We start from the raw sequence: 19,506 nt of genomic DNA, 5'->3' as shown, positions 1-19,506 counted from the left end.
CATGAGCCGTCTCGTCATTGTTTCCAATCGCGTGCCCGTTCCCGACAAAGGCGGCATTGCGCCCGCCGGCGGTCTGGCGGTCGCCCTAAAGGCCGCCCTTGAAGAGCGCGGCGGCATATGGATGGGCTGGTCGGGAAAATCGAGCGGCGAGCATGAGCCGCAGCCGCTTGCACGGCTGCAACAAGGCAACATCACCTATGCACTGACGGATCTGACCGATACCGATGTGGAAGAATACTACCACGGCTTTGCCAACCGTGTACTCTGGCCGATCTGCCACTACCGTCTGGATCTCGCAGAATACGGCCGCAAGGAGATGGCCGGCTATTTCCGCGTCAACCGTTTTTTCGCCCATCGGCTGGCGCCGCTGATCGAACCCGATGATCTCATCTGGGTGCACGACTACCACCTGATCCCGCTCGCCGCGGAACTGCGCCAAATGGGCTTGAAGAATCGCATCGGCTTCTTCCTTCATATTCCATGGCCGCCTGCGGACGTGCTCTTCACGATGCCGGTTCACGAGCAGATCATGCGCGGCCTCTCGCATTATGATGTCGTCGGCTTTCAGACCGATCACGACCTTGAGAATTTCGCTGGTTGTCTCAGACGGGAAGGCATCGGCGATGAGCTCGGCGAAGGCCGCTACAGCGCCCATGGCCGGACTTTCAAGGGCGGCGCCTATCCGATCAGCATAGAGACTGCAGCCTTTGCCGAATTCGCCCAAAGGGCCGCAACCAACAGCATGGTCAAAAAAGCCCGTCAAAGCATCGAGGGCCGCAGCCTGATCATCGGCGTCGACCGCCTGGATTATTCCAAGGGAATCACGCAGCGCATCGATGCTTTCGAGCGCTTCATCTTGGCCAATCCGGCACAGCAGGGGCGCGTCACCTATCTGCAGATCACCCCCAAGTCCCGCTCCGAGGTACCCGAATACGAAGCCATGCAACGCACCGTGGCCGAGCAGGCCGGCAGGGTGAACGGAGCGCTCAGCGCCGTCGACTGGGTGCCGATACGCTATATCAACCGTTCCGTGGGGCGCCACGTTCTCGCAGGGCTCTACCGGCTCGGCAAGGTCGGCTTGGTGACGCCGCTGCGTGACGGGATGAACCTTGTCGCGAAGGAATACGTGGCCGCACAAAACCCGGACGATCCGGGTGTGCTCGTGCTTTCACGCTTCGCCGGAGCTGCCCGCGAGCTGAAAGGCTCCCTTTTGGTCAACCCCTACGACATCGAGGGTACTGCAAACGCGATGGCAAGGGCGCTCAGCATGCCGCTGGAAGAGCGCAAAGAGCGCTGGGAGATGATGATGGACCATCTGCTCGAACACGATGTTTCGCGCTGGTGCCGGGATTTTCTCAAGGATCTTGCGCCTTGAGCGCATCTGCGCCGGCCTCGGAGATCAGCCAGGCGGCAAGCCGATCAGTCTGCGCGCTCTGCGCTTTCGGCGGCAAAAGCCAGTAGCCTCGGTCCGGGGCCTCCAACATCGGTCCGGCCGTAACCAGCATACCTGACGCCAGCAGCGAATCGACCAGACCCATCCAGCCGATCGCCAGTCCCTGCTCGCCTATCGCCGCCTGCACGACGAGCGAATATGTGTTGAAGCTGAGCTCGCCCTGCCCTATGGCCGCATCGCGATTGATGCCAAGCTCGGCCAGGTAGCTCTTCCAATCGAACCACGGCGACGGTGCGCGCGCATCGAGATGCAGAAGACGCGCGCCGGCAATTTCGACCGGATCGAAGAACGGGCCGTTCCGATCCAGAAAGCCCTGGGTGCAAATCGGGACGACCTTTTCCGGCAAAAGGAGCGTGGCATTGCTGCCGAAGTCCTCCCGCGTTCCGAAGACGACAGCGATGTCGCCATCCGGAGGACCGTGCTGCTCCATGCGCTGCGTGGCGACGATCTGAATGTCCATTTCGGGATAGAGCAGGCGGAATGTATGCATGCGTGGGATCAGCCAGAGCGATGAGAAGGCATAATCCGTCCTCAGCCTGATCGCCGGACGTTCGGATTGGCTGCGAAAACTGCGCACCAGCATGTCGATATCGTCAACCGTGCGAGAGGTTACTTCGAAAAGCCTGCGGCCTTCCGAGGTCAGTTCGACGCCGCGGTGCTGTCGCTGAAGGAGGCTGACGCCCATGTGCTCTTCCAGGCGACGGATCTGGTAGCTGACGGCAGGCTGGGTCAGGCCGAGAGTTCCGGCCGCAGATGAAAGACTGCCCATTTTCCCCACCGCGACAAATACACGAACCCATCCAAGGTCAACTGGTCGCTCTGCCATAAGGAATCCTTTGATCACCCATTGAAAAATGCCAGCTTTACAAGGGGAACTAACCTGATGTTCAATAAATTGCTCGAATAACAGGGAAACTGCAACGGAAAGAATTCGACCATGAACCGGTTCGCGGCCAGCCTCCTCTTTTGCCTCCGCGGCGTCCGGCTTCCCGCACTTTCTGAAGGCGGATGGAAGGCCATCGATGCGTAATCTGCGGCGCATTCGACGGGAAGCCTGCTGCCGATACGGCGAAAGCTCGCTTTGCCTCTAATTCCAGGACAAACTACACATGGAACGTCCCAATATTCTCATTCTCATGGTCGACCAGTTCAACGGAACGCTGTTTCCGGACGGGCCGGCCGAGTTTCTTCACGCTCCGCATCTGAAGGCATTGGCGCAGCGTTCAGTGCGTTTCGCCAACAGCTATACGGCAAGCCCGCTCTGCGCTCCGGCGCGAGCCTCCTTCATGTCGGGCCAGCTTCCCAGCCGGACCCGCGTCTATGACAATGCCGCGGAATTTGCCTCCGACATCCCGACTTACGCGCACCATCTGCGGGCCGCCGGATATCAGACAGCACTATCCGGCAAGATGCATTTCGTCGGTCCAGATCAACTTCATGGCTTCGAGGAGCGGCTGACGACCGATATCTATCCTGCCGACTTCGGCTGGACGCCAGACTACACGAAACCCGGCGAGCGCATCGACTGGTGGTATCACAACCTCGGATCGGTCACCGGCGCCGGCGTCGCCGAAATCACCAACCAGATGGAATATGACGACGAGGTCGCCTACCACGCGACCCGCAAGCTCTACGATCTTTCGCGCCGGCAGGACGAGCGTCCATGGTGCCTGACCGTCAGCTTTACGCACCCGCACGACCCTTACGTGGCAAGGCGGAAATTCTTCGATCTCTACGAAGACTGCCCGGCGCTCGACCCTCAGGTCGGACCGATCCCGTTCGAGGAGCTCGATCCGCATTCCCAGCGCCTGCTCGAGGCCTGCGACTACAAGGCTTTCGACATTACGCCCGAACAGATCCGCCGCGCGCGAAGGGGCTACTTCGCCAGTATCTCCTATGTAGACGAGAAGATCGGCGAGATCCTCGACGTGCTCGAGCGCGGACGGATGGCAGAAAACACCATCATCCTGTTTGTCTCCGACCACGGCGACATGCTCGGCGAACGCGGGCTTTGGTTCAAGATGTGCTTCTTCGACGGTTCGGCGCGGGTGCCGCTGATGATTGCCGCTCCAGGCTGGAAGGCAGCGCGTATCGACCAACCGGTTTCAACGCTGGACGTGACGCCGACGCTGGCGGGGCTTGCCGGCCTCGACATAAGTTCACTCAAGAAATGGACCGACGGCGAGGATCTGGCCCCTCTCGCCACGGGCACCGGCAGTCGCGGCCCGGTTCCGATGGAATATGCTGCGGAGGGCTCGATCGCGCCGCTCGTGTGCCTGCGCGACCGGCGCTACAAGCTGTCGCTCTGCCAAAAAGATCCACCGATGCTCTTCGACCTAGACGCCGATCCGCACGAGCTCCGGAACCTCGCTGCGGACCCGGCCCATGCCGCGACGCTCACGGCATTGACCGACGAGGCCAATAGTCGCTGGAACCTTGCACATTACGACCAAGCCGTGCGGGAAAGCCAGGCACGCCGCTGGGTCGTCTATGCAGCGTTGCGCAATGGCGCTTATTATCCCTGGGACTACCAGCCGCTGCAGAAGGCCTCCGAGCGCTATATGCGCAACCACATGGACCTTAACGTCCTGGAAGAGAACAAGCGATATCCGCGCGGGGAATGACCCGCGCGGATCGTGCTTGCAAGCATCAGGCAGCATGCTTCAGATAGCCGAGCGCGTCCTCCAGCGTGACATGGCCACGAAAGTCACCTGTGCTTTCAGCCGGTTCTTCGTGTTCGATCGCCAGGGCAAAGCGCACTGCTGGATTTTCCTGCAGCCTCTCATAGAGGCTGTTCAGTGCCGGGAATTGCTTGCGATCGACGACATCATGAAAGTCGTTCCAGCGTGCGATGCCGGCGAAATAGGCATCGGCAAGGCTGGGTCCCTTGCCAAGCAGCCACTTGCGGCCGCCAAGAAGTTGCTCGAGTTCCCTATGGACCTTTTCCACCTTTCCAACGCCATAGGCGGTCAGCGCCTTCCTGGCGTCCGGTTCGAGCTCATGCTCGATCGTGTGCCACAGTGGGCTGAACGCGTTGAAAAAGCTGGTGTTCAGATAGGCGAGCATCTGGTTCAGCTGATCAAACTCGGGGCTGGCCTGTGCAAAGCCGAGCCCCTTGCGGATGTGGCCGGAAGCGATGTGGTTGAGGATTGCCATGCTCTCGCTGATGACACGGCCATCGCCAAGCATGAGCGAAGGTGTTTCGCCGATTGCGTTGATCCGCCGGTAGTCTTTGCTCGAGACCACCTTTGGCATCTCGATGCGGCAAAGATGATAGGGCGCACCTGACCATTCGAGTGCGACGATGGAGGCAAAGGAGCAGCCTTCCGGCACGCCGTAAAATAAAATCGGAGACATTCGTCGTTCCTTTCAGGATTGAACTGATTTCACGATCAGAATATCGATTTGTGGACGATCGCCGAACAGACCTTCAAAATGCACATCAAAGTCTACAAATCTGGAAGATTAGATTGAGCTCCTTTAACCTCAACGACCTCAGCCTGTTCGTTCACGCAGTCGAAGGCGGCAGCTTCACGGCTGCTGGACGGCGCCTTGGAGTCCCTAAATCGACAGTGAGCAAGCGGGTTGCCGAGCTCGAGGCGAAGCTGGACGTGCGACTGATCCAGCGCACCTCGCGCAGCTTTTCGCTCACGGATCTGGGACGCGATTTCTTCGAGCACGCGCGGGCAGCAGTCATCGAAGCGGAGATGGCCGAAAGCATTGTCCGGTCGCGTCTCGGCGAGCCGAGCGGCACCGTGCGCATCACTGCCTCGGTGCCGACTTCGCAGTTCACGCTTGCCGGGCATCTGCCGGACCTTGCGATCCGATACCCGAAGCTTAAAGTCCTTCTGCATGTCACCGATCGCTTCGTCGATATCGTACAAGAGGGCTTCGATATCGCAGTACGCAGCCATCAGCTACCGCTTGCCGATTCAAGCCTCGTGCAGCGTAAACTGGCAGAGCATGAATTTCTTCTCGTTGCCGCGCCATCCTATGTCGATAGGCACGGGGTTCCACAAAGGCCGGAAGATCTCGCAGCGCATGCTGCCGTCATGCCCAGCCTCACCGAGACGGCCTGGCGGCTTTTGTCCGCCGCAGGGGACGACAAGCTCGTCAAGCCAGCGCCGGTCATGGCGGCCGACGAACCGTTCGTCCTGTTGAAAGCTGCGGCGGCGGGAATGGGAATCACCATTCTTCCGACTTCCGTCTGCCGAGAGGCCATAGAGCAAGGGCGATTGCTCCGTATCCTGCCGGAATGGACGGCGGGAAACATCACGACAACGGCGCTCCTGCCGCATCGGCGCGGCCAACTGCCATCAGTGCGCGCCGTACTGGATTTCCTGAGCGAGCGGCTGGGGCAGCCATGAGCCCTCCGCTCACAGGTCGGCGAAAAGTCCCTGCTTCAGCGCCGCGATGCGGTCTTCATTGCGCCGATAGAAGATCCATTGCTTGATTCGTTTTGCCTGTACCAGCTCCGCCTGCACCAATATGCGCATATGTTCGCTGAGCGTTGCCGGAGTTATGCCCAGCTTTTCGGCGATGAGCACGGCGCAGACACCGTCATCGTCCAGGTCGCCATCCACCTGAGGCGAAAAGTGCTCCCGCGGTTTCTTCAACCATTCGAGAACGACGAGGCGTCGTTCATTGGCGAGGGCTTTCAGAATACCAGCATCTTGCATTTCGTTATTTTGCCAAGTAACGAAATATTGTCAATCCATGGAGAGCGTGCATGCCGAACGCCCTTTCTGCCGAACGCATTGCCGAAATCGAAGGGCTGATCCGCCCCTATATCCGTCGCACGCCCATGATGTCCGTCGACATGCAGGATTTCGGGGGAGCGCCCTTCAAAGTCGACCTCAAGCTCGAATGCCTGCAGCATTCCGGCTCCTTCAAGGCACGCGGCGCCTTTTCCCATCTCCTTACGCGGCAGGTTCCCGCAGCCGGCATCGTGGCAGCCTCCGGCGGCAACCACGGCGCGGCCGTTGCCTATGCCGCATCGCGGCTTGGCGTGCCGGCTACCATCTTCGTGCCGGCCGTCACCTCGCCTGCCAAGGCGCAGAAGATCCGCGCCTACGGTGCCAGTCTCGTCATCGGAGGAGAGCGTTACTCAGATGCGCTGGCGGCGAGCGAGACCCATGAGCGGGCAACCGGGGCGCTTGCCGTACATGCCTATGACCAGGTGGAGACGCTGCTCGGCCAGGCAACGCTCGGCAAAGAGATCGAGGAGGACATGCCGGCAATGACCACATTGCTGGTCGCCGTCGGCGGCGGCGGATTGGTCGGCGGCATCGCGGCCTGGTTTGGCGGCCGGGTGAAGATCGTCGCCGTGGAATCGGATGGAGCGCCCACCCTTTACGAGGCCTTCAGAGCGGGCAGACCGGTGGATGCTCCGGCAGGCGGCATTGCGGCAGATTCGCTCGCCCCGAAGCGGGTCGGTGAACTGATGTTTCCGCTCGCGCAGCAATTCGTGCAGCCGCCGGTGCTGGTAACGGACGACGAAATCCGTACGGCTCAGAAAGCCCTGTGGGAAGGGGCCAGAGTCGTTGCCGAGCCCGGCGGCGCGGCGGCATTCGCAGCCGCACTCTCCGGCAAATATGTTCCGGCGCGCAATGAGCGGGTCTGCGTCTTGGTCTGCGGTGCCAACACGACGGCCGTGAAATTCGACTGACTTTTTTGGCGGCAACGGCATAGATCTGCACTCGCTTGCGCCTGCACCGGCCGCTCGAGATCAGTGGAACGCGCGATATGGCTGCGCGTGCAGCCGACGTCTTCCGGGCAATCAACCTGGCCGGGACATTCGACCGCCTGATGTTTTCAAAACCGCACCTTGATGGCCATGCTGGCATGGCAAATCGGGCGAATTCTGGCCGGGGCACAAACGACTACGGGCAACATCGTGCAGCTGACCCGCGACCTGCGCGACCGCATCTTTTGGCAAAGGCAAACCACAATGGGCAGGTGGCGGCGAGCTCGGAGAGCGCCGGGTTGCCCGCAACAGTCGTGGTCTTCGAACGCTGCGGGAGGACTGGCTGGTCGATCGAGTTTGTTGCCGCCGCGTAAATGAGAAATCACGCCGCCTTAGCGACGTGATATTCCTTGATTGCGACCATCTTGATTGCCGGATAGCGTTCTGCCTCGTAGCGCAGGGAGAAGCTGTCCTGTGCCAAGAACACGGGATCGCCGTCGAGATCGCGGGCGATATCGCCACGTTTGACCGTCAGGAACTTTTCGAGTTCTGCAGGCTGCTCGGCCGACACCCAGCGGCAGACTGAAAAGCGCGACATTTCGAAAGAGACCGGCAGGCCATATTCCGCCTGCAGACGTTCCTTCAAGACATCGAGCTGCAGGGCACCGACAACGCCGACGATCGCCGGTGAACCGTCTTCGGGGGAAAAGAGCTGGACGACGCCTTCTTCGGCCATCTGCTGCAAGGCCTCCTTCAGCTTCTTCGCCTTCATCGCATCCTCAAGGCGGACACGACGGAGAATTTCCGGCGAGAAGTTGGGCACGCCCTGGAACACCAGCGCTTCGCCTTCCGTCAACGTATCGCCGATGCGCAGCGTGCCGTGGTTCGGAATACCGACGACGTCGCCCGCATAGGCGGTATCGGCGAGCTGTCTTTGCGAGGCAAAGAAGAACTGCGGCGCTGTGAGACCCAGTTGCTTGCCCGTGCGCGCAAGGCGTGCCTTCATGCCGCGTTCCAGCTTGCCTGAGCAGATGCGGGCGAAGGCGATGCGGTCGCGGTGGTTGGGATCCATGTTGGCCTGGATCTTGAACACGAAGGCTGTCATCTTGTCTTCGCTTGCATGTACCTTGCGGGTATCGGCTATCTGGTCGCGCGGCGGCGGGGCGAATTCCCCGAGCGCATTGATGAGATCGCGGACACCGAAATTGCGGAGCGCCGAGCCGAAGAACACCGGCGTCATGTGGCCTTCCAGAAAAGCCTTGCGATCGAAGGGACGGCAAGCCTCCATCGCCAACTCCGTCTCGTCGATGAAGGCAGTCCGCTCGTTTTCCGGCAAACGGTCAGCGACGCTACGAGGACCGTTGACCGGCGTTGCTTCCACTTCCGTATCTGAACCGCGCACAGTGCTTGTGGCCAGGTGATATGAGCCACAGAACGTCTTGGAGCGGCCGATTGGCCAGGTGATCGGAGCTGTGTCGAGCGCCAGTTTCTCCTCCACCTCATCAAGGATTTCGAACGGATCGCGGCTTTCGCGGTCCATCTTGTTGATGAAGGTGATGATCGGAATATCGCGCATGCGGCAGACTTCGAAGAGCTTCAGCGTACGCGGCTCGATGCCTTTGGCGGCGTCGATCACCATGACGGCGGCGTCGACAGCTGTCAGCGTGCGATAGGTATCATCGGCGAAGTCTTCATGGCCGGGCGTGTCGAGAATGTTGAAGACGTTGTCATCGTATTCGAAGGTCATGACGGAGGTCACCACCGAAATACCGCGCTCGCGCTCGATCTTCATCCAATCCGACCGGGTCTGGATGCGATCCTTCTTCGCCTTGACTTCACCGGCGAGCTGAATGGCGCCTCCGAAAAGAAGCAGCTTTTCGGTGAGCGTGGTTTTGCCCGCGTCCGGGTGCGCGATAATAGCGAATGTGCGGCGGCGAGAAACCGCCTCGGCGAGACTTTCGGCCATGATGTGAATCCTGTGGAATTGCGGCGTATCTAGCGATTAAAGCCCGCCATTGCAATTGACCTTGGGCGTCCCGGCGCAAAGTAATGTCCCATGACCATTCACAACGACATCCGTCCGCAGCTCAACCTCGTCCGTTTGCCCAATGGCGTAGGTCTCGACCTGCCCTCCTATGAGACGAGCGGTGCTGCGGGCATGGACATTCGGGCGGCTGTGGCCGTCAACGAACCGATGACGCTCGCGCCGGGCAATCGCGCTCTGGTGCCGACCGGCTTCATCTTCGAAATTCCGGATGGCTATGAAGCCCAGGTTCGGCCCCGTTCCGGCCTCGCTTTCAAGCACGGCATCACCTGCCTCAACACTCCCGGCACGATCGACAGCGATTACCGCGGCGAAGTGAAGGTACTGCTCGTCAATCTCGGCAATGAGCCGTTCGAAATCACGCGCGGCATGCGCATCGCACAAGTCGTGATTGCACCGGTCACCCAGGCGCGTGTTGCAGAGGTCACCGAAAGCAGCACCACGGCTCGCGGCGCCGGTGGCTTCGGCTCGACCGGCGTATGAGCAAGTCTTTCGATAGCGCCGGGCTGACCTTTCGAAAGGACTATTTTGACGATCGGGCGGCATGGACAGCGCTCGTTTCTCTCCTCGACGATACATTCGGCATCGATATCGGGCCGCTGCGCCATCTGGGCGGCCCGGACCCGACCAGCATGCCTTTCGGCTGGTTTGCCTCCAACGACACGCTCGCCGCCAATCTCACCGCCTTTGCCATGCCAATCGTCGTCAATGGCCGGCAGATCGAAGCAGGCGCCTTCCAATCCGGTGCCGTTCGCCCGCCATGGCGCCGACGCGGGCTTTACCGCGACTTGACGCGGAAGGCGCTTGAATGGTGCGAGGGCCGGCAGTTTGAGGCAATCGTGCTCTATACCGACAAGCCTTCGCTCTACGAATCTTACGGCTTCAGCATCCTGCCGATGCACCGCTACTGCGGGGGAGCACCAAAGCCAAGGTCCGCCACAAATTCTGCCCGACAGCTCGATCCATGGAACAAGACCGATCTTGCTTTGCTGCAGGAGGCGCTGAAGACGCGGGCACCCGTTTCGGACGTGCTGGCCGTTTCCGGCAATGCGGCGATGTTCCTCGTCAATACCCAACTCGATACAGAGGTTCGTCTGAGCTGGCTCGATGAGGAGAAAGCCATCATCGCGTGGAAAGCCGGAGCAGCTGGCCGCTTCAGCCTGCTCGACGTCGTCGCTGCTGAAATTCCCCCGCTTGCCGTCATCCTCGGAAGACTCGGCGCATTGCCTGAACACGTCGACGTCTTCTTTTCGCCGGACAAGCTTGATTGGGGCGGAGAGGCTGTCGCCTTCGACAACGGTACGGCCTTCATGCTCCGCACGACGACGGATCTCGCGCCTGCGTCGCCTGCAATGCTCTCACCGATGGCGGACTTCTAGCAGGTCGGTTCGCGCAACCGTTCAGCGGCCCGAAAGCGGCGGCAGCCGACGTTTGACCGGGGAAGCCTTGATCATCGAGGTGTTGGTCTCTGCCCTTTCGGCCACCTTGTCCAGGATAACGTCGAGTTCGCCCATCGAGCGGACGACGAGGCGGGCGATGAAGCAATCGTCGCCGGTGACCTTGTCACATTCGATGAATTCCGGGGTTTCCTGGATGATCCGCTCAACCACGTGCAACTGTCCCGGCAGCGGCCGGACGCGGACGATTGCCTGTAGCGGATAGCCGAGGGCAGCCGGATCGATATCGATCGTGAAGGCCGTGACGATGCCGCGCTCTTCAAGTCTGCGCAGCCGTTCCGCCGCGCTTGGCGAGGAGAGGTGGGCCACTTGCGCCAGCTCTTTCAGAGAAATACGCGCGTTCTGCGCCAGCGCATCGAGGAGACGCTGGTCGATGCTGTCCAAGTGAGTTGCTCCGTTAGCCATTAATGTAATCTTACCTTTCTTTATTAGGCAAAATTCGGTCTACGCGCATTTAACTTTATAGAGATCAGCATACAAACGCAATAATCTCCAATGTCACAAAGAGGAGATCGCGATGCACAACGACATAGGCAAGGGCACAGTTGAGATGACGGCAGCAATGGTGGTTTCGGGGACGATCGGCTGGTTCGTCGTCATGTCCGGCCAGCCTGTGAGCGGAGTTGTTTTCTGGCGTTGCCTGTTTGGTGCTGCGAGCCTTCTCGTCATCTGCGGTGCTTTCGGATTCCTGAAACCCGGCATTCTCTCGCCGAGAACATTTGGCATCGCCGTGCTTGGCGGGATCGCCATCGTGGCGAACTGGCTGCTGCTTTTCGCCTCCTACTCGCACGCATCGATCTCGATTGCGACCACCGTCTACAATACCCAACCCTTCATGCTGCTGACGCTCGGCGCCGCATTCCTCGGCGAGAAGATCACTTTGACGAAACTGTTCTGGCTGGCGTTCGCCTTTGCCGGCATGGCGGCGATTGTCGAAGCCAAACCTGAGGCGGGCGTCGTTTCAGGCAGCTACGGACTGGGTATTGCGCTGGCGCTCGGAGCGGCCTTCTTCTATGCTCTGGCAGCAATTGCTGCAAAGTGGTTGAAGGGCACGCCGCCGCACCTGATCGCGCTCATCCAGGTTTCGACCGGCATTCTCATGCTGGCGCCCGTGACCGACTTTTCGGATCTGCCCACAACGGCCGGAGCATGGTCTATTCTCGTGGCGATGGGGGTCATCCACACCGGGCTGATGTATGTACTGCTTTACGGCGCCATCCAGAAGCTGCCGACACATCTTACCGGCGCCCTTTCCTTCATTTACCCGATCGTGGCGATCGCAGTGGACGGCCTCGCTTTTGGCCGCGCACTGCAGCCGTTGCAGATCCTCGGTGCAGCAATCATCCTTGTCGCGGCAGCGGGCATGAATCTCGGCTGGACGCCTTGGCAATGGCTGCGGCCTAGCCGAAATTGATCGCCGCTGCCTCTGCAAGCCGGATTTCGTGACTGCCGGCATCGAACTCGTCGAGCACGGCATTGTGGTGGGCAATGATCTGTTGGAAGCCGAGATCGCCCATGTCGGCCGTCATATGCCCGTCGGACATCAGCGTTACATCGTAGCCGAGCGAAACGGCGCGACGTGCGGTTGTATCGATGCAGAACTGGGTCATGCAGCCGCCCACCACCAGCCTTGTGATGCCGTTCTCCTTCAGGCACGTTTGGAGACCGGTTTCGAAAAACGAGTCGCAGCTGCGTTTGTGAATGACAATGTCGCGATCTTGAGGCGCAATCTCGTCGCGCAACAGCCAGCCGTCGCTGCCTTCAGCAAGACGGTGGGATGCCTGTCCGTCATGCTGGACGATGAAGACCGGCGCGTTCACCGCGCGGGCTTTGCGAAGGACCTCTGCAAGACGCGCCACGGTTTCGTCCAGCGCCTTGTCGATCAAAGGCTGGCGTTCGGTGCTTCCGAGGCCTTTCAAGATGGCTTTCTGAACATCGATCAGCAGCAGTCCGGTTGTCATCGGCTTTCTTTCCTTTCAGCCCACTTCTACCTGATTCGAGCGTGGGAGCTCATCTTGAAAGCCGGCCTAAGCATCAGTAAGAGAAGCTGCCTGAGGAGAGCAAAGATGACCATTGCAGCCCTGCTTGCCTATAGCGGCGCCCTTTTTATCGCTGCGATAATTCCCGGACCCGGTATCACCGCCATCGTCGCCCGCGCGCTCGGCTCGAATTTTCGCGAGACCTTCTTCATGGGTCTCGGCCTCGTTCTCGGCGACATCACTTACCTGACGGCGGTGATCCTCGGCCTTGCATTCGTGGCGCAGACCTTCACCGCGGTATTCCTCGTCATCAAATTCGCCGGCGTCCTTTACCTCTGCTATATCGCCTACAAGCTATGGACGGCGGGGCTTTTGCCGCACGATATTGCTGCGCGCAAATCGAGCAGCATCGGCATGTCCTTCCTGTCTGGCCTTCTGGTGACCCTCGGCAATCCGAAGACGATGCTCTTTTATATCGCCCTCGTGCCAACGCTGATCGACATCAGCCACGTCGGTCTTCAAGAATACGGCATACTTCTGATCGCAACCTTCGCGGTGCTGCTTTTGGTTTTGGTCCCCTACATGCTGCTTGCGTCGCGCGCCCGCACGATGCTGAAACAGCCGCGCGCGCTTCAAGCGCTCAATCGGGTTGCGGCGAGCATCCTGGCCGGTACCGCAGCCTTTATCGCTGCACGCGCAGCCTGAAAAAATCATTCGGCAAAGCACCCTTTCCAAACGATTTTTTCTTCCGGATGACACTTCCGTGGATCAAGCCCCTCTGGCCTGATTCGGCCTTTGACCCTATTCTCTCGCGCAACAATCACTAAGGGAGCGCACCATGTCGAGAAAACCGGGCCGCGGCCGCATCTACTCGTCGATCACCGATACCATCGGCGATACGCCTATCGTGCGCCTCGACAAGCTGGCAAGGGAAAAGGGCGTGACGGCCAATCTGCTTGCCAAGCTCGAATTCTTCAATCCGATTGCTTCGGTCAAGGACCGCATCGGCGTCGCCATGATCGAGAGCCTCGAAGTGCAAGGCAAGATTGCCCCTGGCAGGACGACGCTCATCGAGCCGACCTCCGGAAATACCGGCATCGCGCTCGCCTTTGCCGCTGCCGCCAAGGGCTACAAGCTCATTCTCACCATGCCCGAAACCATGTCGGTCGAGCGCCGCAAGATGCTGGCGCTGCTCGGCGCCGAACTGGTATTGACCGAGGGAGCGCGAGGGATGAAGGGCGCAATCGCCAAGGCGGAGGAACTTGCCGCAACAATTCCCGATGCCATCATCCCGCAACAGTTCGAGAATCCTGCGAACCCGGAAATCCACCGCAAGACAACGGCCGAGGAAATCTGGAACGACACGGAGGGTGCCGTCGACATCCTCGTTTCCGGCATCGGCACCGGCGGCACGATCACTGGTGCCGGCCAGGTTCTGAAGTCGAAGAAACCCGGCATCAAGGTAATTGCCGTCGAGCCCGAGGAATCTCCGGTTCTTTCCGGCGGTCAGCCGGGGCCGCACAAGATCCAGGGCATTGGCGCCGGATTTGCCCCGGCGATACTCGACACGAAGATTTATGACGAAGTCGTCACCATCAACAGCGCGCAGGCGATGGAAACGGCGCGTCTTGTCGCCAGGCTTGAAGGCGTGCCGGTCGGCATTTCCTCCGGCGCGGCACTGGCGGCGGCAATCAAGATCGGCAGCCGCGAGGAAAACAACGGCAAGAACATCGTCGTCATCATCCCTTCCTTCGCCGAGCGCTACCTTTCGACTGCTCTCTTCGAAGGTCTCGGGAGCTAATTTCCGGGTAAATCGGGGCGCTTCGGCGCCCCTTTCTCCGTCAGGAAACCGCCGTCGGCCGCTCGCCGGCAACGCTGGGGAGCATGCCGAGCACGACGAAACTCGGCAAGCGCATCCATTTCTACGACGCCAAGGCCGTCATCCGACCAAACGCAGGCAGGTCGAAGTGCACGCTTCCTTGGGGAGACCCGCAACAACGATAAAGCTACAGATTGACGTCTCAGCCGCAGTCAGTTGCAGAGCATGAACGAAGGCAAAGAAAGCCGCAACGCCCTAAGGGCGCTTGCGCTCGATCGCATCCCAGAGAAGGCTTGCGATATCAGCGCCGCCGAACTTGCGGACCTCGCGAATTCCGGTCGGCGACGTGACGTTGATTTCGGTCATAAAGTCGCCGATGACATCGATGCCGACGAGCAGGAAGCCGCGTTCCCTCAGCGCCGGGCCGATGCGTTGGCAGATTTCCTTTTCACGTGCCGTGAGCTCGGTCGCTTCCGCGCGGCCGCCGACATGCATGTTGGAGCGGCTGTCGTGGTCGGCAGGAACCCGGTTGATTGCGCCTGCCGGCTCGCCGTCAACCAGGATGATGCGCTTGTCGCCCTTGCGGACATCGGGAAGATACTGCTGGGCGATAAAGGGTTCACGGAAAAGCTGGCCGAACATTTCGAGCAGCGAGGACAGGTTGCGGTCGTCCCTCGTCGAGTGGAAGACGCCGGCACCGCCGTTTCCGTAAAGCGGCTTCAAAATGATATCGCCCATCTCGTCTCGGAAGCGGCGGACCTCGTCCGCGTCCTTGGTGATCAGCGTCTTCGGCATCAGGTCGGCGAATTCGGTGACGAAGATCTTCTCCGGCGAATTGCGAACCCATGCCGGATCGTTGACGACGAGCGTCTTCGGGTGAACGCGCTCCAAGAGATGCGTGGAGGTGATATAGGCCATGTCGAAGGGAGGATCCTGGCGCAGCAGCACCACATCCATGGTCGAAAGGTCGACACGTTCGGGAGCACCAAGCTCGAAATGATCGCCCTTCACGTCGCGCAGCAGCATCGGTTCGACGGAAGCGTAAAGCTTGCCATCGCGGAGACTGAGCCGCTCAGGCGTATAATGGAAAAGCTTGTAGCCTCGGGCTTGGGCCTCAAGACACACGGCGAAGGTGGAATCGCCTGCAATGTTGATGCCCGCGACATGGTCCATCTGGACCGCTACGTTCTTGATCTTGCCCATTTCCGTCCCTCAGTGAGTGCCGGACAGATGTAGGTCGCAAGCAAAGCAAACGCAACGGCCAATCAAGGACCTCCAGGTGCGGGCCTCAAGGATTTTCAGGCGGCGAAACCCTGCTGGCCGCTGCTGCGCAACAGGTTGCGAAGCCGATAGAGCATCGCCACAGGCTTGGGAAAGGGCTTTCGAAGAAAAGCGATCTTCCGGACGTAGTTGTCCACGCGCCAGTTCGCCCATGTACCACCCGCGAAGAAGGCAACGTCGCCGGCTCGTAGAGTGCGTTCCGTTCCGTCTTCGGCGGTGACGTGCACTTCGCCTTCGAGGATCATCACCGTCTCGTCCCAGCCGAAAAACCAGCGAAATTCTCCAGCTGTGCAGTCCCAGATTGCCGTGAACGATGCGTCGTCATGACCGCGGGAATGTTCGGCCGTGCGCGCCTGCGGGTCGCCATCGACGATCCAGTCCGGATTGATCGGGGTCGATTTCATCGGCAGGTGGTCGCTGGAGTGTGCAACGAAATTCCTGCCTCGTGCTGGCGCGACGACATACGGCAGCGAACGCGCGGCCATTGCAACTGCGCTTGCCAGCATGAGCTTCATGGCCATGGATCCCCCTAATCTGCTACCCAATCATTGCCCCAATAGCAGAAACCCGTAACAGAGGCGTTCAATCGGCCGCTAAAATTTTAGCAGTCCATTTCAACTCTTTGGGATATGCGTGTGCGACTGTCGGATGATGAGCCGTGAGCGCACCACCGGCACCAGCGCCATTGCCGCGATGACATCGCATTTTTATTTTAAACTGCCAGGCGCAGATCAGATGGTGAAGTCACAGCTCGGGACATGCGTTGTTTGCCGGCTAATGGTCGCACAGCTACTACTGCCCATCCTTGGCTTTCATATCAAGTAAGCGCTGGTAGAGTTCCTTGCGCGGCAACCCGGTGACGCGAGCTGCTTGGGCGGCTGCCTTTGCCGTCGGCATGGAAGTCGCAAGGTCGGCGAGGATGGCCTCCACATCCGATTCGTCCGCCGGCTGCTCTTGCGGTGGGCCGACGACGAGCACGATCTCGCCCTTCACATTGTGGCTTTCGCCATAATACGCAGCAAGCTCTGCAAGCGTGCCGCGGCGGAACTCCTCGTATGTCTTCGTCAATTCGCGGCAAACGGATGCCCTACGGGTGGGCCCGAGCACGTCGGCGGCAGCAGCGAGCGTCGCGCCGATCCGATGCGGCGAGTCAAAGAAGAGGAGCGTCGCTGGAGCGGCGACAAATTCCGCCAGCCGGTCGCGCCGCGCTTTGTCCTTCGCCGGGAGGAATCCCGCAAACAAAAAGGTGTCGTTCGGCAGGCCCGAGCCGACAAGTGCGGCAAGCGGCGCCGATGCTCCCGGAATGGGAACGACACGGTAACCTGCTTCGATCGCAGATTGTGCAAGACGATAGCCGGGGTCAGAGACAAGCGGCGTCCCGGCGTCGGAGACAAGTGCAACAGACCTGCCCGCCTCCAGGGCCTGCAGCAATCGCGGACCGGCCTCGTCGGCATTGTGCTCGTGATAGGCAAAGGGCCGGTTGTGAATGCCGTATCGGTCGAGCAGAACGCGGGTCACACGCGTATCCTCGCAGGCGAGCACATCAGCGCCTGCCAGCGTTTCCAGGGCCCGCAACGTAATATCGCCCAGATTACCGATCGGCGTAGCGACAAGATAAAGTGCCGCTTCCAGCGGGCGCGCCGGGATGGCGACATTATGCAGCCGATAGCCGCGCTGCCTGCCGCCCTCGCCTGCCGTTTCCTCATTGTTCAATTTCGATGGCTCCTTTGGCTTTCTACCTTTATGCGCGGGCGTTTGGCCCGCAGCAAGTGTTCGGATTTCTGTGAGCATTGTCCCGGAAAACGGCATTTGCAGCGATGCTGCGTCTCGCACCCCTTGCATTCGTGAGCAAAGTTCTGCCATTTTGCCTGTCCACTCCTCCGGCCCGGAGCCGGACAGCATCTTCCGGCGCGTCTTGCGTGCTGGGGCAGTAACGGTCGAAAGCGGTAGCATCCCATGCGTATAACTATTGAGCGGTCAAACCTTTTGAAGTCGCTGAACCACGTTCACCGCGTGGTCGAACGTCGCAACACGATCCCGATCCTGTCCAATATCATGCTGCGCGCCGATGGCCAGAACCTTGACATGAAGGCGACGGACCTCGACCTGGAAGTGACCGAAGCGACGCCCGCCAATGTCGAGCAGGGCGGCGCCACAACCGTTCCGGCGCATCTTCTTTACGACATTGTCCGCAAACTGCCGGATGGTTCGGAAGTTCTTCTGGCAACATCGGCGGATGGCGGATCCATGGCTGTCCAGTCCGGCCGCTCGAAATTCTCGCTGCAGTGCCTGCCGGAATCCGATTTCCCGGATCTGACCGCCGGCACGTTTACGCATTCCTTCAAGCTGAGGGCGGCCGATCTCAAGATGCTGATCGACCGCACGCAGTTTGCGATCTCGACGGAAGAAACGCGCTACTATCTGAACGGCATATTCTTCCACACGATCGAAAGCGACGGCGACCTGAAGCTGCGTGCGGTAGCAACCGACGGACACCGCCTCGCGCGTGCCGACGTGAAGGCGCCCTCTGGCTCTGAAGGCATGCCGGGCATCATCATTCCGCGCAAGACGGTTGGTGAACTGCAGAAGCTCGTCGACAATCCCGACGCGGTAGTCACCGTCGAAGTCTCAGATGCCAAGATCCGCCTCGGCATCGAGTCGATCGTCATGACCTCGAAGCTCATCGATGGCACCTTTCCGGATTACCAGCGTGTGATCCCCACCGGCAACGACAAGGAAATGCGCGTCGATTGCACGACATTCGCTCAGGCTGTCGACCGCGTTTCGACGATTTCTTCCGAGCGCGGTCGCGCCGTGAAGCTTGCGCTTTCGGACGGCCAGCTTCTGCTCACCGTCAACAATCCGGATTCCGGCAGCGCGACGGAAGAAGTCGCCGTCGGTTACGACACGGATGCCATGGAAATCGGTTTCAATGCCAAATATCTGCTCGACATCACTGCGCAGCTTTCCGGTGATCAGGCGATTTTTCTGCTTGCGGATGCAGGCTCGCCGACTCTCATTCGCGATACCGCCGGCGATGATGCACTTTACGTCCTGATGCCGATGCGTGTGTAAGCGCACGTCGCATTTGCTGCGCTAAAGTTTGCCGATTGCGACGTTTGGTCTTGTTTTTGCGCCAGAGGATGGCAAATAGGTAGCCAGCGGTTTAGTAAATTATTCGTGGAGGACGGCATGGCGTTGCGGCTGAAAGAACGGCTCGGCAAGAAGTTCGATGAAGAAATTCGTTTCTTCAAGGGCATGATGCAGGGGCCGAAAACGGTCGGCTCCATCGTTCCCACCTCCTCCATCACCGCCCGCAAGATGGCAAGCATCGTCAACCTGAATTCTGGCCTCCCGGTTCTTGAACTCGGTCCTGGCACGGGCGCGATCACCAAAGCGATCCTCGGGCGCGGAGTGAAGCCGGAAAATCTCGTCGCCATCGAATATTCGACGGATTTCTACGAGCATCTCGTTCGCCTCTACCCCAGTGTCCGCTTCATCAATGGCGACGCCTTCAACCTCGACAAGACGCTCGGCGACCTCAAGGATCAGACATTCGATTCCGTCGTTTCGGCCGTGCCGCTGCTGAATTTCCCGATGCAGGCGCGAATTGCCCTTCTCGAAAGCCTGCTCGACCGTATTCCGGCAGGAAGGCCGGTCGTACAGATTTCCTATGGTCCCGTCTCGCCGATCATCGCACGGCCGGAGCGCTACCACATCCAGCATTTCGATTTTATCGTCCGCAATATTCCGCCGGCACAACTGTGGATCTACCGACGCAGCTGAT

Annotated in this window: 20 protein-coding genes; 11 read left to right on the top strand and 9 right to left on the bottom strand. The window is 60.0% G+C overall.

Annotated elements, in window-relative coordinates:
* The first annotated feature begins 1 nt into the window (after position 1).
* Positions 2-1,375: an alpha,alpha-trehalose-phosphate synthase (UDP-forming) gene (otsA, locus tag AM571_RS01825; protein WP_074059932.1), complete on the top strand. Its 1,374-nt coding sequence runs from the start codon at positions 2-4 to the stop codon at positions 1,373-1,375.
* Here otsA and AM571_RS01820 read toward each other — a convergent pair.
* The gene (locus tag AM571_RS01820; protein WP_074059931.1) at positions 1,356-2,279 is read right to left on the bottom strand and encodes a choline sulfate utilization transcriptional regulator; all 924 of its coding nucleotides are present in this window, start codon (positions 2,277-2,279) and stop codon (positions 1,356-1,358) included. The two genes, otsA and AM571_RS01820, sit on opposite strands and share 20 nt — an antisense overlap.
* Before the next feature lie 283 nt (positions 2,280-2,562).
* Between AM571_RS01820 and betC the strand changes: the two genes are divergently transcribed.
* Positions 2,563-4,077 carry a choline-sulfatase gene (gene betC, locus AM571_RS01815; RefSeq protein ID WP_074059930.1) on the top strand — a complete coding sequence of 505 codons (1,515 nt, stop codon included), beginning with the start codon at positions 2,563-2,565 and terminating at the stop codon, positions 4,075-4,077.
* Positions 4,078-4,102: 25 nt separating this feature from the next.
* On the opposite strand, the gene AM571_RS01810 is transcribed toward betC, so the two are convergent.
* Positions 4,103-4,810, bottom strand: a complete 708-nt coding sequence (locus tag AM571_RS01810) for a glutathione S-transferase family protein (RefSeq protein ID WP_074059929.1) — start codon at positions 4,808-4,810, stop codon at positions 4,103-4,105.
* A gap of 113 nt (positions 4,811-4,923) precedes the next feature.
* Here AM571_RS01810 and AM571_RS01805 point away from each other — a divergent pair, with 113 nt between their 5' ends.
* Positions 4,924-5,820, top strand: coding sequence for a LysR substrate-binding domain-containing protein (locus AM571_RS01805; protein WP_074059928.1), 897 nt, complete (start codon positions 4,924-4,926; stop codon positions 5,818-5,820).
* A 9-nt stretch (positions 5,821-5,829) separates the two neighbouring features.
* Here AM571_RS01805 and AM571_RS01800 read toward each other — a convergent pair whose 3' ends face one another.
* A complete protein-coding gene (locus tag AM571_RS01800) occupies positions 5,830-6,132 on the bottom strand; it encodes an ArsR/SmtB family transcription factor (RefSeq protein ID WP_074059927.1) in 303 nt (100 codons plus the stop codon).
* Between the two features lie 50 nt (positions 6,133-6,182).
* Between AM571_RS01800 and AM571_RS01795 the strand changes: the two genes are divergently transcribed.
* Positions 6,183-7,121: a threonine/serine dehydratase gene (locus AM571_RS01795; protein ID WP_074059926.1), complete on the top strand. Its 939-nt coding sequence runs from the start codon at positions 6,183-6,185 to the stop codon at positions 7,119-7,121.
* A 400-nt stretch (positions 7,122-7,521) separates the two neighbouring features.
* Here the strand turns inward: AM571_RS01795 and AM571_RS01785 are convergent, their stop codons facing one another.
* Positions 7,522-9,105: a peptide chain release factor 3 gene (locus AM571_RS01785; protein ID WP_074059924.1), complete on the bottom strand. Its 1,584-nt coding sequence runs from the start codon at positions 9,103-9,105 to the stop codon at positions 7,522-7,524.
* A gap of 90 nt (positions 9,106-9,195) precedes the next feature.
* Here AM571_RS01785 and dut point away from each other — a divergent pair, with 90 nt between their 5' ends.
* Together dut and AM571_RS01775 are read left to right on the top strand one after the other, a co-directional pair.
* Positions 9,196-9,666, top strand: coding sequence for a dUTP diphosphatase (gene dut / locus AM571_RS01780; protein ID WP_074059923.1), 471 nt, complete (start codon positions 9,196-9,198; stop codon positions 9,664-9,666).
* Positions 9,663-10,562 (top strand): GNAT family N-acetyltransferase, encoded by a 900-nt coding sequence (locus AM571_RS01775; protein ID WP_074059922.1) that lies wholly within the window; start codon positions 9,663-9,665, stop codon positions 10,560-10,562. The genes dut and AM571_RS01775 overlap by 4 nt, the downstream gene beginning before the upstream one ends.
* Before the next feature lie 21 nt (positions 10,563-10,583).
* Here AM571_RS01775 and AM571_RS01770 read toward each other — a convergent pair whose 3' ends face one another.
* A complete protein-coding gene (locus AM571_RS01770; protein ID WP_074059921.1) occupies positions 10,584-11,045 on the bottom strand; it encodes an Lrp/AsnC family transcriptional regulator in 462 nt (153 codons plus the stop codon).
* A 112-nt stretch (positions 11,046-11,157) separates the two neighbouring features.
* On the opposite strand from AM571_RS01770, the gene AM571_RS01765 reads away from it, so the two are divergent.
* Entirely contained in the window at positions 11,158-12,054 is an 897-nt protein-coding gene (locus tag AM571_RS01765; RefSeq protein ID WP_074059920.1) for a DMT family transporter, read from the top strand.
* Here the strand turns inward: AM571_RS01765 and AM571_RS01760 are convergent.
* Positions 12,041-12,601 carry a cysteine hydrolase family protein gene (locus AM571_RS01760; RefSeq protein WP_074059919.1) on the bottom strand — a complete coding sequence of 187 codons (561 nt, stop codon included), beginning with the start codon at positions 12,599-12,601 and terminating at the stop codon, positions 12,041-12,043. The two genes, AM571_RS01765 and AM571_RS01760, sit on opposite strands and share 14 nt — an antisense overlap.
* A gap of 105 nt (positions 12,602-12,706) precedes the next feature.
* On the opposite strand from AM571_RS01760, the gene AM571_RS01755 reads away from it, so the two are divergent.
* Positions 12,707-13,324 carry a LysE family translocator gene (locus AM571_RS01755; protein WP_074059918.1) on the top strand — a complete coding sequence of 206 codons (618 nt, stop codon included), beginning with the start codon at positions 12,707-12,709 and terminating at the stop codon, positions 13,322-13,324.
* Positions 13,325-13,457: 133 nt separating this feature from the next.
* Entirely contained in the window at positions 13,458-14,420 is a 963-nt protein-coding gene (gene cysK / locus AM571_RS01750; protein WP_074059917.1) for a cysteine synthase A, read from the top strand.
* Between the two features lie 273 nt (positions 14,421-14,693).
* On the opposite strand, the gene gshB is transcribed toward cysK, so the two are convergent.
* From gshB to rsmI, 3 genes are all read right to left on the bottom strand, one after another.
* Positions 14,694-15,641, bottom strand: coding sequence for a glutathione synthase (gshB, locus tag AM571_RS01745; protein WP_074059916.1), 948 nt, complete (start codon positions 15,639-15,641; stop codon positions 14,694-14,696).
* 95 nt (positions 15,642-15,736) lie between these two features.
* Positions 15,737-16,240 carry a cupin domain-containing protein gene (locus AM571_RS01740; RefSeq protein ID WP_074059915.1) on the bottom strand — a complete coding sequence of 168 codons (504 nt, stop codon included), beginning with the start codon at positions 16,238-16,240 and terminating at the stop codon, positions 15,737-15,739.
* Between the two features lie 271 nt (positions 16,241-16,511).
* Positions 16,512-17,432 (bottom strand): 16S rRNA (cytidine(1402)-2'-O)-methyltransferase, encoded by a 921-nt coding sequence (gene rsmI, locus AM571_RS01735; protein WP_074063019.1) that lies wholly within the window; start codon positions 17,430-17,432, stop codon positions 16,512-16,514.
* A 243-nt stretch (positions 17,433-17,675) separates the two neighbouring features.
* Here rsmI and dnaN point away from each other — a divergent pair, with 243 nt between their 5' ends.
* The gene (gene dnaN / locus AM571_RS01730; RefSeq protein WP_074059914.1) at positions 17,676-18,794 is read left to right on the top strand and encodes a DNA polymerase III subunit beta; all 1,119 of its coding nucleotides are present in this window, start codon (positions 17,676-17,678) and stop codon (positions 18,792-18,794) included.
* A 117-nt stretch (positions 18,795-18,911) separates the two neighbouring features.
* Entirely contained in the window at positions 18,912-19,505 is a 594-nt protein-coding gene (pmtA, locus tag AM571_RS01725) for a phospholipid N-methyltransferase PmtA (RefSeq protein WP_074059913.1), read from the top strand.
* The last annotated feature ends 1 nt before the right edge of the window (position 19,506 follow it).

Origin of the sequence: Rhizobium etli 8C-3 (assembly GCF_001908375.1) — a bacterium.
Classification (GTDB): domain Bacteria; phylum Pseudomonadota; class Alphaproteobacteria; order Rhizobiales; family Rhizobiaceae; genus Rhizobium; species Rhizobium etli_B.
Note: the sequence above shows the minus strand (reverse complement) of the source record. Positions and strands in the feature narration are given on the sequence as shown.